The organism is Pontibacillus salicampi (assembly GCF_042434395.1).
In the GTDB taxonomy this organism is placed as follows: domain Bacteria; phylum Bacillota; class Bacilli; order Bacillales; family BH030062; genus Pontibacillus; species Pontibacillus salicampi.
In genome coordinates, this window is sequence record NZ_JBHLTP010000002.1 from 111,435 (window position 1) to 127,085 (window position 15,651).

Genomic DNA, 15,651 nt, shown 5'->3' on the forward strand with positions numbered 1-15,651 from the left:
TGTCATGGCTGGAAGAAGAACTAAAGGCTCTGACAAATACGTCAGTCCCCATTTAAAACGATTTAAATACACTCAGGACCAGGCTATTGATAAGCCGTTCAACTGGAGCCAGATGAGAAGGCTTTTAGAATACGTTAAACCATATTCCAAAAACCTTCTCCCGTTAGGCATTCTTGCTATGCTTGTCTCTACTCTCGTACGTCTGCTTGTACCAGTGCTTATTGGTAAAGTGGTCATAGATGTAGCGATAAAAGAACAAGATACGAACCTCCTCATACAATTAGTTGTTGGAATTGGAATAATGTATCTTCTCAGCTACGTTGCCAATGCACTAAGAATAAGGTGGGTCAACATACTTGGACAAAATGTAATTTATGACCTTCGAAAGCACCTATTTTCGCATGTGCAGCGCTTATCGCATCGTTTTTTTGATTCTCGAAGCGCTGGGTCCATTTTAGTTCGTATCATGAATGACATTAACTCCTTGCAAGAGCTATTTACGAACGGAATTATCAATTTGTTAATGGATATAGTTACATTATTCGGTATTTTCATTATATTGTTTGTACTAAGCCCTAAGCTTGCTCTTGCTATTATGGTTATTCTGCCTATTATGTTTTTCATTTCTACCAAAATGCGAAAACGAATCAGACGGTCCTGGCAGGATGTACGCATTCAACAGTCACGCTTGAATTCTCATTTGAATGAGAGCATTCAAGGAATTCGTATAACACAATCTTTCTCTCAGGAGCAAGAGAATACAGAATACTTCGATGGTGTTAATACGGATAATTTTGAAAGCTGGCGTAACGCAACGAAAAAAAGTGCGATGTTCAGACCGTTTGTAGAAATGAGTAATGCAATTGGTACTGTTATTCTTATATCTTTTGGAGCCTATCTCATCATACAAGGACCGGAAAATGGCGGGATAACGATTGGTACCTTTGTATCCTTTGCGTTCTTCTTAGGAATGTTCTGGGAGCCTATTTCAAGATTAGGTCAAATGTATAATCAGTTATTAATGGCTATGGCAGCATCTGAACGAATTTTTGAATTCCTTGATGAGGAGCCAAACGTGGAAGAAAAATCTGATGCTGTATCCCTAGAGAATATGAAAGGGCATATTACATTTGATCATGTACAGTTTGCCTATGATGAAGATCGCATTGCACTTCATGATATAAATTTGGAAATGAAACAAGGAGAGACGGTTGCTTTAGTGGGACATACCGGAAGCGGAAAGTCCACTATAGCTAATTTAATCAGTAGGTTTTATGATCCGACAAAGGGCAGTGTAAAAATCGACGGTCATGATTTACAAGATGTGCAAATCCACTCCGTACGTCAGCAAATTAGCGTTGTGCTGCAAGATACATTTATTTTTTCCGGAACGATTATGGAAAATATTCGGTTTGGACGTCCGGATGCAACCGACGAAGAAGTCGTAGAAGCTGCTAAAGTGGTAGGAGCGGATGATTTTATTCAACGCCTCGGAAATGGATATGAAACAGAAGTAGAAGAACGAGGAAATGTATTATCTGCCGGGGAACGCCAGCTGCTCTCCTTTGCTCGAGCATTGCTAGCTAATCCTCGAATTTTAATTTTAGATGAAGCTACAGCAAGCATAGATACGGAAACTGAAAAGAAAATCCAGCAAGCCCTGCAAAAACTGTTAAAGGGACGCACAGCAATCATTATTGCCCACCGTTTATCAACTATACGGGAAGCAGATACTATCTTTGTTCTAGAGCACGGAAAGATTTTAGAACAAGGTTCTCACCAAGAGCTGATGGCGTTACAAGGAGAGTATTTTGACCTTGTAAAAACTCAATTTCAAATGTTGGATGCTATGTAAGGTAATCACCATTCCTGCGGGGGATGGTGATTTTTTTATGTAAGGGTACATGTTAAGCAATGTTATGGTTACCGTTAACCCTTATCTAACCAAACTCCTATTAGTAGCTGCCATCTCTAAGTGGGATGCTACACCCCCTTTCCCCCGTTATCCCTTTCGTAATTATCGACACCTCCTTTTACAACCTTTACTGATAAATCCTTTCAAAAAACTGTCACATTTTATTAATATTTTGAGATATTAAGGAGTTTAATCCCGTATTTCCCACTTACTTCTAATTTAGTGACGAAATTATGACATATTTAAATGCAACCGGTAACAGGTCTGGATGTTCTGGTATTATGGCATGAGGGGATTTTGGCTAATGAAATCCTCTTTAAATATAAGACACATTCTTGATGAATTAATACTTATTAGAATTTTAAGGTAGGTGACAATACATGAAGTTGTTAAAGCACTCTTTTTTGCTTAGCTCACTGGTACTGTTTCTAAGTGGATGTAGCTCACTGCCCGTACTAGATCCAAAAGGGCCAGTAGGGGAAGCGCAAAAAGATCTTATCTTTTGGTCTATCTTCTTGATGCTTGTCATCGTAGCAGTTGTATTTGCATTGTTTGCATTTATGATTGTGCGATACAGGGAGCGTCCTGGGTATGAGGATCACGAGCCTGAAGAGATAGAGGGGAACACATGGCTTGAGATTTTTTGGACTGGCATTCCGGTCATTATTGTAATTCTTTTAGCAGTGCCAACTGTTAGGACGATATATCAATTGGAGGAACCTCCAGAAAGCTCCAAAGACAAGGAACCGCTCGTTATCCATGCTACTTCTGCAGATTGGAAATGGTTCTTTACTTATCCGGAGCAAGGGATTGAAACGGTAAATTACCTTCATATACCAGAGGATCGCCCTATTTTATTTAAATTAACCTCTGCAGACTCTATGGCTGCACTATGGATTCCGCGTCTTGGAGGACAGGAATATAATATGGCTGGTATGATGAATGAATTGTACCTACAAGCTGATGAGCCAGGAGTTTATAAAGGAAGAAATGCGAACTTCACAGGTAGAGGGTTCACAGAACAACGCTTCGAAGTATTTGCTCAAACTCCAGAGGAATTCTCTGCATGGGTAGAGCAGACGCAAGAAGAAGCACCAAAGCTAACACAATCACAGTATGATGAATTGCTTATTCCAGGACACGTAGATCCACAGGCATACTCGTCTACACACCTTGAATACGTAAACCATGCTAAAAATGCAGAATACGTATTTGAAGCATATGAACGACAAGGCTACGATCCAGAAGAAGCATTATCACACTGATGAAGGAGGCGATAACAGATGAAATTAGATGAATTTTTCGTCACAGGTGAGCCGTTGATTTACGGAGCTCAAGTTTCTATCGTCCTGACCATGATCGGTGTTGTTTTTGTATTAACAAAATATCACAAATGGACGTGGCTTTGGAAAGAATGGCTTACCACCGTTGACCATAAAAAACTAGGTGTCATGTACATTTTATCGGCTGTATTGATGCTATTCCGTGCAGGCGTAGATGCTATGCTGATGAGGGCACAATTAACATTTCCGGAATCTGGGTTTCTAGATTCTCAGCACTATAACGAGATTTTCACCACGCACGGTACCATTATGATTATCTTTATGGCTATGCCGTTTTTAATTGGACTTATGAATATCGTTGTTCCTTTGCAAATTGGAGCTAGAGATATGGCATTCCCTTTCTTGAACTCGGTAAGTTTCTGGACATTCTTCATGGGGGCTATGCTGTTTAACGTGTCATTCGTTATTGGGGGCTCCCCATCTGCGGGTTGGACGTCTTACGTACCACTGGCTAATAATGATTTCAGTCCAGGGCCTGGGCAGAATTTTTATCTGCTTGGAATACAGGTAGCTGGTATTGGAACATTATTGACGGGAATTAACTTCCTTGTCACGATTCTTAGAATGCGTGCCCCTGGCATGACCTTAATGCGCATGCCAATGTTTACATGGTCTACTGCCATTACATGTATTCTAATAATCTTTGCCTTCCCAGTCCTAACGGTAGCACTTGCTATGATGACGATGGACAGAATATTCGGCTCCCACTTCTTTACATTAATGAATGACGGGATGCCGATGTTATGGGCCAACCTATTCTGGATTTGGGGACATCCTGAAGTGTATATCGTTATATTGCCTGCTTTCGGGATATTCTCTGAAATAATCAGTACGTTTTCCCGAAAAAATCTATTCGGTTACAAGGCTATGGTGTATTCTATGGTAGTTATTGCACTGTTAAGCTTTATCGTATGGGTGCACCACTTCTTCACTATGGGTGCTGATGCATCTGTTAACTCGTTCTTCTCCGTTACGACAATGGCGATTTCGATTCCAACGGGTGTGAAAATTTTCAATTGGCTATTTACTATGTATAAAGGCCGAATTAAGATTAATACAGCTATGCTATGGGCACTTGCCTTCATCCCGAACTTTGTCATTGGCGGGGTAACAGGTGTTATGCTTTCTATGGCAGCAGCTGACTATCAATATCACAACACATATTTCCTAGTATCTCACTTCCACTATGTGTTGATATCCGGTACTGTATTTTCATGTTTCGCAGGACTGTATTACTGGTATCCGAAAATGTTCGGACATAAGCTTAATGAGAAAATAGGGAAAGTAAGTTTCTGGTTATTTGTCATTGGATTTAACGTTTGCTTCTTCCCGATGTATTTCTTAGGGTTTGCCGGGATGCCAAGGCGTGTGCATACGTACACAGAAGAATCAGGCTTCTTCGAGTTAAACTTTGTGGCTTCCATCGGTGGGGCTTTAATGGCACTAGGATTTATTGTGCTAGTGTACAATATTTATTATAGTGTTCGTTACTCAGAAAGAATTACAACAGGCGATCCATGGGATGGTAGAACGCTAGAATGGGCTACTCCGGCTCCTGTACCTTTCTATAACTTTGCTAAGACTCCTGAAGTACAAGGACTTGATCCGTATTGGGATATGAAGAAACAAGGAAAAGCAGAATTGGACTTAGATAAAGAAGAGTTAGAGCCGATTCACATGCCGGATTACTCTAGTGTGCCAATTATCATGTCCACCTTCTTATTCATTTCCGGTTTTGGACTTGTATTTGAATGGATGTGGATGGCCATTCTCGGAGCAGTGGGTACGATTATTACAATGATAATCCGTTCCTTTGATCCTGATGAAGGCTACCATGTCGAGGTGGAAGAAATTAAAGAAACAGAGCGCAAGGTGCGCGGAGAGGAGGCGTAATCAATGGGACATGCAGAAGCAATAGATCCAAATAAGCCGCTTGAATTACAAACGGAAAAGAACCGTTTAAATATCCTCGGATTTTGGATATTCCTAGGAGCAGAAGTTGCTCTTTTTGGAACATTATTTGCTGCCTATTTCGTCTTAACCGGACGCTTGGCAGATGGCCCAGGTCCAGCAGAATTATTTGAAATAAAGGGTGTCCTTATTGAAACGTTCATCCTTCTTACAAGTAGTTTTACATGTGGTTTAGCTATCCATGAGATGCGGCGGGGCAATAAGAAGGGCCTCATGATTTGGTTTATCTTGACGCTGTTACTAGGGTTAGGGTTCTTATACTTTGAAATTGAAGAATTTATCCACTATGTCCACGAGGGTGCCACCATGCAAACGAGTGCCTATTGGACTAGCTTCTTCACACTGCTTGGCACCCACGGGGCTCACGTGAGTTTAGGTATTGGCTGGATGATAATGATTTTAATCCAATTAGCACGTCATGGTCTTAACACCACTACTGCTAGGAAAGCGTTCATTATTTCCTTATACTGGCACTTCTTGGATGTCGTGTGGATCTTCATCTTCACAGGTGTGTATTTAACAGGGATGGTGATGTAAATGAGTAATCAGCAAAATCATGATCATTTCCCATGGAGTCACGTAATCGGCTTCGCATCTTCAATTGTATTAACGCTTATTGCCGTTTGGGTTGCTTTATACTCAAGCTTCACCACAACAATGATTCTTTGGACGATATTAATCCTTGCTCTTGTTCAAGCTGGAATCCAGCTATTCATGTTCATGCACATTAGAGAAGGAGATAGCAATACGCAAATAGGTACTATGGTGTATAGTGCGATTATAGGCGTTATCATTGTAGGTGGCTCTGTATGGGTTATGAATGCAATGATGAGCGGAATGAATATGTAGCAGACGAAACAGCCCATCCTTACAGAGGATGGGCTGTATTATTGATGTGAAGTTACGAAATTCGTTTTGTGATGAAAGGCATCTTATCGAAAATTCTGTTGCGTGTCTGCTCTTGCTGGAAGAAAACGATATAGAAGGCATAGTGCGCATATACGATATTTAACATAAATAGAATGAGCAGAGACGTATAGGCAAGCCCTGTAACAGATAGAGAGGCAAACTCAACAATAAAGTATGCCCACATTCCAACGATAAGAGGAAGCTGAATTAGAGCTGTTGTACGATGCTCCAGCCATAAGAATAGGGGGGTGATGGTTGCGAATATAACATAAACTAGTAAGACATCCATTTATAATCCACTCCTTCGTGGCAATTGTGTCTATTTTGTGAACTTTATCTTATCAACACTATACCAATATTTTCATTGATTGAAAACCCTTTCATTCAATATTCTTCACTATATTGTCACATATATATCTATGCATATCTCTTGTATCCTATAAGACTATTCTTTAGACTGGAGATACGAGAAATAATGTGAAGTTAATCACATATAATGTGAAATGAGTCACAAAATTGTCATCAGTTATTCACCATTATTTCGTTTGCATCCTTTATCCTTAAGGGTATTAGATAATAGAATTCACTTTAATAAGTACTTTAACAATGATTAGGTAACAAGGGGAGGCAGCTAGATGATGGAACTAGATAGTGCAATGTTAAGCAGAATGTTAACGTCTATGACATTAGGCTTTCATATTATATTTGCAACCATCGGAGTTGGAGTTCCGCTTATGATCTCCATCGCTGAGTTTATCGGTATAAAGAAAAACGATGCACACTACACGCTTTTAGCTAGAAGATGGACAAGAGGCTTTATTATTACGGTAGCAGTGGGGGTTGTGACAGGCACAGCCATTGGACTACAACTGTCTTTATTATGGCCAAGCTTTATGCAAATAGCAGGGAAAGTGATAAGCTTACCATTATTCCTTGAAACATTTGCTTTTTTCTTTGAGGCTATTTTCCTCGGAGCTTATTTGTACACATGGGACCGGTTTAAGAAGCCCATTTATCATTGGCTATTATCCATCCCTGTATTTGTAGGTGGAGCACTTTCTGCATTCTTCATTACAACGGTCAATGCGTTTATGAATACACCGCAAGGATTTGACCTGGAAGGAAAAACGCTTGTAAATCTGCAGCCGCTGGAGGCTATGTTTAATCCTGCAACGCCGACAAAGGTGTTTCATGTCTTAGCTTCGAGCTATTTAACATCTGCAGCTATTCTTGCAGCTATTACAGCGTTTATTATTTTGAAGAATAAGTCTACTGATTATCATAAAAAGGCTTTAAAGCTTACTATGACAGCCACGTTTTTGTTTGCTATCTTAACGGCTGTAGCAGGGGATTTGTCTGCGAAATTCTTAGCTGAGGAACAGCCTGAAAAACTGGCTGCCGGAGAATGGCACTTTGATACTGAGGAAGGAGCTGACTTAGTTTTATTCGGTACACTCTCAGAGGACAACGAAATAAAAAATGAGATACGAATACCTAATGCACTCAGCTTTTTAGCTCACGGAGATTTTAACAGCGAAGTAACAGGATTAGATCAAATACCTGAAGATGAACAGCCGCCCCTATGGATTCATTACATGTTCGATTTGATGGTCTCGTTAGGCATGTATGCACTTGGTGTTTCTTTCTTATATTTAGTACTGTCTAGATTTAAGCGCTGGAGTGAGCATAATAAATGGCTATTGTGGTTGATTGTGTTAAATGGTCCACTGGCTATGCTTGCAATTGAATTTGGCTGGATATATGCAGAAGTAGGTCGCCAGCCTTGGATTCTAAGAGGTTATATGAAGGTAGTGGAAGGAGCGACAACTTCCCCGCATGTCGGATGGATGTTCCTGCTATTCTTATTGCTCTACATTTTGCTTGGAACCATTTGCACACTAGTGCTCCGTAAATTGTTCAAGGATAATCCGGCTGAAGCTGAATTAGAGCACCGCTATCCTGAAATTGCGGATGGAGGTGGTAAAGAATGAGTTATGAATTAATCGGAATTACAGTCCTTTGGATATTTTTGTATGGGTATTTAATTGTTGCATCTATTGATTTCGGTGCCGGATTTTTTGCCTATTATGCAAAGCAGACAAAGCAAGATCACATTATAAATAAATTAATATCTCGTTATTTGTCACCGGTATGGGAAGTTACGAACGTGTTCTTTGTATTCTTTTTCGTTGGACTAGTCGGCTTCTTTCCCGACACCGCTTATTACTACGGTCAGACGCTGTTAGTACCGGGGAGTATTGCCATTATCCTATTAGCAATTCGCGGCTCCTTTTATGCCTTTGAGAATTATGGATCGAAGCAAAGTAATGTGTATATGTTCTTATATGGAGCTACTGGGCTGTTTATCCCAGCAGCTCTATCAACAGCGTTAACCATCTCAGAAGGAGGTTTTATTGAGGAAACGGCAGACGGCGTACGGTTATTAACAGGTGAGCTCTTAACAAGCCCTTATTCCTGGAGTGTAGTATTTCTAGCAATTGTGTCCGTACTGTACATTAGTTCTGCATTTCTAACCTTTTATGCGAATCGAGCAAACGATATGGATGCTCGGGAATTAATGCGAAAGTATGTGCTCTTTTGGAGTTCTCCGACTATCATTGCCAGTCTTACTACGTTCATTGCAATGAGTCAGCATAATAATGAGCATTTCGAAAAGATGCTCGACCTCTGGTGGATGTTTGGAATATCGGTAGCCTTTTTCCTTGGTGCTGTTTTCCTTATCTATCAGAAGAAAAACTTCGGACTCGCCTTTATCTTCGTAATGATGCAATTCTTTTTCGCATTCTTTGGATATGGCGCTGCTCATTTACCGTACCTGTTAACCCCTTATATTACGTTAGAAAGCGGGGTAACAAATGATGCGATGGGCCTTGCCCTTGTTATCGCATTTATAGCAGGACTGCTGCTTTTAATACCATCGTTAATCCTTTTGTTACGTATGTTCCTATTCGATGCAGACTATGTAAAAGGAAAAAAATAACTAACAACACATCTCTTGCTAATGTAGCAGGGATGTGTTTTTGGTTTCTTTAGAAATGTATAAGTGGGAAGCAGGTGTACCTTCTTTTCTCTTGCCTTTTGTGATAGACTTGTATCGGTATGATTACCTACAACATATTTAACGTATAATGATAATAGATAGGGATAGAAGATGGGGGTTAAGGGTTATGAAGAAAGAATATGCCGTAATTGGCCTTGGTCGCTTTGGGGGAAGTATTTGTAAGGAGCTTAGTCGTGAAGGAATGGAAGTACTGGCCATTGATGTTGATGAAGACAAAGTGAATGAATATAAAGACATTGCTTCCCATGCTGTTATCGCTGACTCTACCGATGAGAATGTGTTAAAGGAGCTCGGAATTAGAAATATTGACCATGTAATCGTTGCGATTGGTGATAATATCCAGGCCAGTATTCTCAGTACATTAATGTTAAAGGAGTTAGGAATAAAGAAAATTACAGTAAAGGCTCAGAACGACTACCACGAAAAGGTATTGAATAAAATTGGGGCAGACCAGGTTGTTCATCCAGAAAGAGATATGGGGAAGCGTATAGCTCATAACATTATCTCTAATAACGTATTGGACTATTTGGAATTGTCCGACGATCACTCTGTAGTAGAGGTGAAGGCCGGGCATAAGATGATAGGTAAGACATTAGTTGATTTAGATATCCGCGCTCGTTATGGTTGTAACGTTGTCGGTATTAAACGAGATAGAGAAATTAATGTTTCTCCGATGGCAACAGAAACTATCCTAGACGGAGATATCCTTATCATTATCGGAGAAGACAGGGACATCTCCAGATTTGAGAAAAACCTTGTTGCTGATGATGACTAAGTAAAGACGTGTCTGGATGGTTGGTGTACCGAATTATACATTGATAGTACCAGGCTCCATTATGTCAATATGAGGTCAACAACTTCCAATCAACCCATTTACAAACGAGTTGAACGAGGCGAATACAATATATAATACTTAATATGCCCATAGGAAAGCCAGTTGATGGTTTTTCTATGGGTTTTTTTGTTACATTACTTAGTATAAGTAAGGCTTTGGCTACAAAATTGTACATAAATGAAGGCAAGTGGTTTCCTTTTCCAACATTAAGGTAATACGTAATAAAGACAGCTTATTACCGTAATTTGGAGAAAGGATGACGAGCCTTGTTTGAAAAACGAACTGGAGAATTATTGATTGATGTATTACTAGAATGGGGGATTAATCACATTTATGGTATGCCTGGTGACTCTATAAATGAGCTAATGAGTGACCTCCGCAAAAGGGAAGCAGACATACCCTTCTATCAAGTTCGTCACGAAGAAGTTGGTGCATTATCGGCAGCTGCCTACGCGAAGCTAACCGGAAATGTAGGAGCGTGCTTGTCCATTGGGGGTCCTGGTGCTATTCACTTATTAAACGGACTATATGATGCTAAAGGAGATAAAGCACCCGTAATAGCACTAGTTGGTCAAGTGCCTAGTGAAGAAGTTGGTACTGGAGCCTTTCAAGAAGTCAATTTAGAGCGGATGTTTGATGGAGTGGCGGTCTATAATAGACGAGTACAAAGTGCAGAACAATTACCAGATCTCGTAAATCAAGCAATCCGATCTGCATACGTAAATAAGGGTCCAGCAGTGTTAATCATTCCCGATGATTTATCTGCAGTAAAACAAAAATCCAAACCAGCATTGACCTCCTCCACCTTAGGGGAAGCGGATATATTTCCTTCACACGATACATTAACAGAAGCACGAGAAGCGATACAACAAGCCGAAAAGCCGGTTATATTAGCTGGAAAGGGCGCTGCTCATGCATCAGAAGAACTATTAGCCTTTGCAGAAAATATTCAAGCGCCTATAGTGCTTTCGTTGCTAGCTAAAGGGATTATACCTGATAATCATCCTTATAATCTCGGTCAGCATGGACAAATAGGTACAAAGCCAGCGTATCATGCTGTTAAAGAAACAGATTTGTTAATACTAATAGGGACTTCCTTTCCTTACCGTGATTTTCTGCCTGATCAAACGAAGGCCATTCAAATAGATAGAGATCCCAATAGAATTGGAAATCATTACCCGGTGGATATCGGCTTAGCTGGGGATAGTGCTAAAACATTGCAGTGGCTCGCTGCAAACGTTAGAAAACTGGAAAATCATAGCCACCTGGAAAAATATCAACAGCAAATGCAGGAATGGCGTGTGGGTGTGCAAATGCAGAAAAGAGAAACCACTAACCCGCTTGTAGCACCACAGGTTATGCATGCATTGGAGAAGGTGATGAGCGAGGATGCTATTGTGTCCAGTGATGTTGGTAATGTGACAGTATGGATGACAAGATTCCTACCGCTCGTACATCAAAGAATGGTCATATCAGGCTGGTTGGCTACTATGGGGTGTGGGCTTCCTGGGGCTATTGCTGGTCAAATTGCTTATCCAGATAAGCAGGTAATTGCTATATGTGGGGACGGTGGCTTCTCCATGGTAATGCAGGATTTTGCTACGGCAGTAAAATATACATTACCTATAAAAGTAGTCGTGCTTAATAACAGCAAAATAGGTATGATCCAGTACGAACAAGAAGCAATGGGCCATCAGCATTACGCTACTGAATTAGGGGAGATGGATTTTGCTTCATTTGCTGAAAGCTGCGGAGGAGAGGGATATCGTGTCAGTCAATATGAAGACTTACATGCTGCAATGCAGAAAGCATTTTTGTCTAATAAGCCAGCTATTATTGATGTATGCATTGATGACCAGGCTCCGTTACCAGGTAAAATTGGCTATCAGCAAGCATTACAATACAGTAAGTTTCTAGCTAAGGAATTTTTTGAGAAGGGTAAAATAGAACCGCCTCCAATTAGAAAAGCATGGAAGCGACTAACTTAATACAAACAAAAAGCCCCGGTTTAATAGAACCGGGGCTTCTGTCGTATAAGAAAGGCATTGTACTTATTAAGAGGTTGGCAAACGTCCTATGGAGAGTTATACCTCCATAATGATCGGTAAAATCATAGGTTTGCGTTTTGTTTTCTCGTAAAGGAATGGGGCAATTGTGTCTGTGATTTCATTCTTAATCTCAGACCACTGAGTTGTACGTCGCTCCATTACCTTATCTAGATGCTTCGAAACTAGTTTTTGCGCTTCATTTATGAGGTCTTCTGATTCGCGCATATATACGAACCCACGGGAAATGATATCGGGTCCTGAAGAAATCTGGAATTCCTTCATGTTAATGCTCACAACGACAATGACCAAGCCTTCTTCAGAAAGGATTCGGCGATCTCGTAAAACAATATTACCAATATCACCAATTCCATTACCGTCCACATAGATGGAGCCGGAAGGAATCTTACCTGCTATCATTGCGTTATCCTTGCCTAGTGCAAGTACATCACCATTGTCCATAATAAAGCAATTGCTAGGATCCATCTCGATATCCTGTGCTAGCTTGGTGTGCATTTTCAACATCCGGTATTCACCATGAATCGGCATGAAGAACTTCGGCTTCATTAACCGTAGCATGAGCTTCTGTTCCTGCTGTCCACCGTGACCGGAGGTATGAATATCGTTTAAGGAACCATGAATAACTTCAGCACCTGCACGGTATAGCATGTTAATCACACGACTCACGCTTACTGTATTACCTGGGATTGGGGAAGAAGAAAATACAACCGTATCTCCAGGAATAATTTGAATCTGACGGTGAGTACCATTTGCAATACGGGAAAGGGCGGCCATCGGCTCCCCTTGTGATCCAGTGCAAAGAATAGTTACTTCATGACTCGGTAGACGATTGATTTGACTATGGTCGATAAATGTATCTTTCGGTGCTCGAATATAGCCAAGCTCAATCCCGATATTAATAGATGCTTCCATACTGCGGCCAAATACTGCTACTTTTCTGTTGTGCTGAACAGATGCTTCCACTACTTGCTGAAGTCTGTGTATGTTGGAAGCGAAAGTGGCGAAAATAAGACGCCCTTTAACTTTACTGAAAATATCATCAATACTTTGTCCAACTTTACGTTCAGACATCGTAAATTCTGGCACTTCACTATTGGTGCTGTCGGATAGAAGGCATAATACTCCTTCTTTGCCGATTTCAGCCATTTTGGTTAAGTTTGCAGGTTCACCAACTGGGGTGAAGTCAAACTTAAAGTCTCCAGTGTGTACAACATTTCCTGGAGGTGTTTTTACTACAATGCCCAAGGAGTCAGGAATACTGTGCGTAGTACGGAAGAAAGTCACAGATGTTTTACGGAATTTGATAACGTCGTCTTCTTGAACCGTATGAAGTTTCGCATTTCGTAAAAGCCCGTGTTCTTCCAGTTTATTTTTAATAAGTCCGATCGCTAATTTACCCCCATAAATAGGGATGTTTAATTCTCTCAACAAGAATGGGATACCGCCGATATGGTCCTCATGCCCGTGAGTTACAAATAGTCCTTTAATCTTATCCTGGTTTTGAACTAGGTAAGTGTAATCAGGAATCACATAGTCAATACCAAGCAGTTCATCGTCTGGGAATTTAATCCCCGCGTCGATGAGGACGATTTCATCCTGGAATTGTACTCCGTATGTGTTCTTTCCGATTTCACCAAGACCACCTAGTGCAAAAACAGCGGTTTGGTCGTTTTTAACAAATTTCATGGACTATAGATTCTCCACTTTGAAGTCTTCGGATTGCTGCTCATAAGCTAAATGATCCTCATCCAAAGCTTGAATATATTCAATATTTAATTTGCGATCGGCTAGTTTGGTACGTACTTCACGTTCTGTTTCAGCATCCACATAAGTGCATGTAGTGCGTTCACGTACTGGTGCTTCCTTAGACTCCTCCTGATAGAGTACTTTATAAATCATAATTCGATCTCTCCTAACATCCTGGTTATTTCCGTATTCTTGTCCTTGTTCCAATGATAGCACGTTTTGGCTTTGTATGGTAATGATATAATGCACATCAAGAGAAGGTTAAAGTTGAAACGAATTTACTTTAAGATATGTTAAGCTAGCAATTTGCGACTCATTATGTCTTTCAAACGCTTCTTAAGCTTTTCCTTCAAACGTTTTAACATTATATCATACAACCCCTTTCCTTATACGAAGAAAAGCTGTATAAAAAAAACGTTCTGCCGATCATTTCCCTCTTACTACTAGTATAGTATCTTTTCCTATAGAATTGAATAGTCAGGTAGTAGAGAATTTTAAATTCTTTATTTTTACAACCTGTTTAAACTGGACTAAAGGAAGTACAAAACCCGTGCCTTTGGGCATCTTACCCATTATTATGCTCATGTTTCCTGAATAGCTTACATATAATTTATTTTTTCTATTATGATATTTATTTCAACTATTCGGTTCTGGAGTAATCCCTTCCATAAAAATTCAGTAAAATGAAGAGCTTTGCTAGCTACTGGCAAATCACTTTGCTTACATAAAGGAATAGGAACAATTTCTTCTGTTATTTCTATACAATGATGATACAATAGAGGTCGGAAAACCTTTACATGAGTACAAGCATCTTAGCACATAACCTATGTATTGAATCGGAGGGGTTAATGATGAAGAATCCTATCGTTTTTCTAGATATTGATGGGACGATATTAGATGAAAGAAAGCAAATTCCAGATCAATCCAAGCAATCTATACAACAGTTGAAGGATAGCGGAATTCATGTGGCTATCGCAACTGGAAGAGCACCTTTTATGTTTGAGCATTTACGAAAAGAGCTGGATATCCATTCCTATATAAGCTTTAACGGCCAATATGTTGTATTCGAAGATGAAGTTGTATATGAGAATCCTTTAATGATGGAGCATATTAAGGGTTTACATGATGAAGCTATTCAATCTGGTCATCCGATGGTGTTCTTAAATCAATCAGGAATGAGAGCATCAGTAGGAGAACATCCATTTATTGAAGAGAGTCTCGCTAGTTTGAAGTTCTCCTACCCTGAAATCGATTCCAGCTTTTATCATAACAACCATATCCATCAGGCACTTCTTTTCTGTGAGAAAGGAGAAGAGGAGTCCTATTTTAAGGGACATAACCAACTCGACTTTATAAGGTGGCACGACTATTCTGTAGATGTACTGCCGAGTGGAGGTTCTAAAGCAATAGGAATTGAGAAGTTTATTGAAAGAACAGGCTTCGCTAAAGAAGATACCATTGCGTTCGGAGATGGATTAAATGACACGGAAATGATTCAGTTTGCACATGTAGGGGTAGCGATGGGGAATGCGCAGCCAGAGCTCAAACAAATAGCAGACGTCATTACCAAACATGTGGAAGAGGATGGACTTACTCACGGATTTAAACTAGTTGGGTTATTGAAATAGTATAAAAAACTCCTGGCCTTTATTGTAGAGTAAAATGTACCCTATAGAGTAGACACTTAAAAAAAGTCTCTCTATAGGGTACTTTTATGTATACTTAGAATTAACTAAATATATGGGGGATGGTCTTGTTGAGTAAAAGAATGTTTACAGGCCAAG

13 protein-coding genes are annotated in these 15,651 nt (G+C 40.1%); 10 read left to right on the forward strand and 3 right to left on the reverse strand.

Translation table 11 applies throughout. The features are described from left to right. Positions 1 to 4 precede the first annotated feature (4 nt). The 5 genes from ACFFGV_RS01385 (at position 5) to qoxD (ending at position 6,078) form a co-directional block, all read left to right on the forward strand. Positions 5 to 1,855 carry an ABC transporter ATP-binding protein gene (locus ACFFGV_RS01385; RefSeq protein ID WP_377344777.1) on the forward strand — a complete coding sequence of 617 codons (1,851 nt, stop codon included), beginning with the start codon at positions 5 to 7 and terminating at the stop codon, positions 1,853 to 1,855. 440 nt (positions 1,856 to 2,295) lie between these two features. After that, positions 2,296 to 3,180 carry a cytochrome aa3 quinol oxidase subunit II gene (qoxA, locus tag ACFFGV_RS01390; RefSeq protein ID WP_377344778.1) on the forward strand — a complete coding sequence of 295 codons (885 nt, stop codon included), beginning with the start codon at positions 2,296 to 2,298 and terminating at the stop codon, positions 3,178 to 3,180. 18 nt (positions 3,181 to 3,198) lie between these two features. Beyond that, complete coding sequence (gene qoxB, locus ACFFGV_RS01395) at positions 3,199 to 5,151, forward strand: cytochrome aa3 quinol oxidase subunit I (RefSeq protein ID WP_377344779.1); 1,953 nt, start codon at positions 3,199 to 3,201, stop codon at positions 5,149 to 5,151. Between the two features lie 3 nt (positions 5,152 to 5,154). Further along, positions 5,155 to 5,766 carry a cytochrome aa3 quinol oxidase subunit III gene (qoxC, locus tag ACFFGV_RS01400; protein WP_377344780.1) on the forward strand — a complete coding sequence of 204 codons (612 nt, stop codon included), beginning with the start codon at positions 5,155 to 5,157 and terminating at the stop codon, positions 5,764 to 5,766. After that, positions 5,767 to 6,078: a cytochrome aa3 quinol oxidase subunit IV gene (gene qoxD, locus ACFFGV_RS01405; protein WP_377344781.1), complete on the forward strand. Its 312-nt coding sequence runs from the start codon at positions 5,767 to 5,769 to the stop codon at positions 6,076 to 6,078. A 52-nt stretch (positions 6,079 to 6,130) separates the two neighbouring features. Here qoxD and ACFFGV_RS01410 read toward each other — a convergent pair whose 3' ends face one another. Next, complete coding sequence (locus ACFFGV_RS01410) at positions 6,131 to 6,427, reverse strand: spore morphogenesis/germination protein YwcE (protein ID WP_377344782.1); 297 nt, start codon at positions 6,425 to 6,427, stop codon at positions 6,131 to 6,133. Positions 6,428 to 6,773: 346 nt separating this feature from the next. Here ACFFGV_RS01410 and ACFFGV_RS01415 point away from each other — a divergent pair, with 346 nt between their 5' ends. The 4 genes from ACFFGV_RS01415 (at position 6,774) to ACFFGV_RS01430 (ending at position 12,043) form a co-directional block, all read left to right on the forward strand. Beyond that, positions 6,774 to 8,129, forward strand: a complete 1,356-nt coding sequence (locus tag ACFFGV_RS01415) for a cytochrome ubiquinol oxidase subunit I (protein ID WP_377344783.1) — start codon at positions 6,774 to 6,776, stop codon at positions 8,127 to 8,129. Continuing rightward, positions 8,126 to 9,139: a cytochrome d ubiquinol oxidase subunit II gene (locus tag ACFFGV_RS01420; RefSeq protein WP_377344784.1), complete on the forward strand. Its 1,014-nt coding sequence runs from the start codon at positions 8,126 to 8,128 to the stop codon at positions 9,137 to 9,139. The genes ACFFGV_RS01415 and ACFFGV_RS01420 overlap by 4 nt, the downstream gene beginning before the upstream one ends. Positions 9,140 to 9,326: 187 nt before the next feature. Further along, positions 9,327 to 9,995: a potassium channel family protein gene (locus ACFFGV_RS01425; protein ID WP_377344785.1), complete on the forward strand. Its 669-nt coding sequence runs from the start codon at positions 9,327 to 9,329 to the stop codon at positions 9,993 to 9,995. A gap of 326 nt (positions 9,996 to 10,321) precedes the next feature. After that, positions 10,322 to 12,043 carry a pyruvate oxidase gene (locus ACFFGV_RS01430; protein WP_377344786.1) on the forward strand — a complete coding sequence of 574 codons (1,722 nt, stop codon included), beginning with the start codon at positions 10,322 to 10,324 and terminating at the stop codon, positions 12,041 to 12,043. 96 nt (positions 12,044 to 12,139) lie between these two features. Here the strand turns inward: ACFFGV_RS01430 and rnjA are convergent, their stop codons facing one another. Both rnjA and ACFFGV_RS01440 read right to left on the reverse strand, forming a co-directional pair. After that, positions 12,140 to 13,807 (reverse strand): ribonuclease J1, encoded by a 1,668-nt coding sequence (gene rnjA, locus ACFFGV_RS01435; RefSeq protein WP_377344787.1) that lies wholly within the window; start codon positions 13,805 to 13,807, stop codon positions 12,140 to 12,142. A gap of 3 nt (positions 13,808 to 13,810) precedes the next feature. Further along, positions 13,811 to 14,020 carry a DNA-dependent RNA polymerase subunit epsilon gene (locus ACFFGV_RS01440; RefSeq protein WP_377344788.1) on the reverse strand — a complete coding sequence of 70 codons (210 nt, stop codon included), beginning with the start codon at positions 14,018 to 14,020 and terminating at the stop codon, positions 13,811 to 13,813. Between the two features lie 698 nt (positions 14,021 to 14,718). On the opposite strand from ACFFGV_RS01440, the gene ACFFGV_RS01445 reads away from it, so the two are divergent. Beyond that, complete coding sequence (locus ACFFGV_RS01445) at positions 14,719 to 15,495, forward strand: Cof-type HAD-IIB family hydrolase (RefSeq protein ID WP_377344792.1); 777 nt, start codon at positions 14,719 to 14,721, stop codon at positions 15,493 to 15,495. Positions 15,496 to 15,651: the final 156 nt, after the last annotated feature.

What these genes read in the sequence shown, in the direction of transcription:
- ACFFGV_RS01385 (WP_377344777.1), top strand. Translation starts at nt 5, where the DNA reads ATGGCTGGAAGAAGAACTAAAGGCTCTGACAAATACGTCAGTCCCCAT.
- qoxA (WP_377344778.1), top strand. Translation starts at nt 2,296, where the DNA reads ATGAAGTTGTTAAAGCACTCTTTTTTGCTTAGCTCACTGGTACTGTTT.
- qoxB (WP_377344779.1), top strand. Translation starts at nt 3,199, where the DNA reads ATGAAATTAGATGAATTTTTCGTCACAGGTGAGCCGTTGATTTACGGA.
- qoxC (WP_377344780.1), top strand. Translation starts at nt 5,155, where the DNA reads ATGGGACATGCAGAAGCAATAGATCCAAATAAGCCGCTTGAATTACAA.
- qoxD (WP_377344781.1), top strand. Translation starts at nt 5,767, where the DNA reads ATGAGTAATCAGCAAAATCATGATCATTTCCCATGGAGTCACGTAATC.
- ACFFGV_RS01410 (WP_377344782.1), bottom strand. Translation starts at nt 6,427, where the DNA reads ATGGATGTCTTACTAGTTTATGTTATATTCGCAACCATCACCCCCCTA.
- ACFFGV_RS01415 (WP_377344783.1), top strand. Translation starts at nt 6,774, where the DNA reads ATGATGGAACTAGATAGTGCAATGTTAAGCAGAATGTTAACGTCTATG.
- ACFFGV_RS01420 (WP_377344784.1), top strand. Translation starts at nt 8,126, where the DNA reads ATGAGTTATGAATTAATCGGAATTACAGTCCTTTGGATATTTTTGTAT.
- ACFFGV_RS01425 (WP_377344785.1), top strand. Translation starts at nt 9,327, where the DNA reads ATGAAGAAAGAATATGCCGTAATTGGCCTTGGTCGCTTTGGGGGAAGT.
- rnjA (WP_377344787.1), bottom strand. Translation starts at nt 13,807, where the DNA reads ATGAAATTTGTTAAAAACGACCAAACCGCTGTTTTTGCACTAGGTGGT.
- ACFFGV_RS01440 (WP_377344788.1), bottom strand. Translation starts at nt 14,020, where the DNA reads ATGATTTATAAAGTACTCTATCAGGAGGAGTCTAAGGAAGCACCAGTA.
- ACFFGV_RS01445 (WP_377344792.1), top strand. Translation starts at nt 14,719, where the DNA reads ATGAAGAATCCTATCGTTTTTCTAGATATTGATGGGACGATATTAGAT.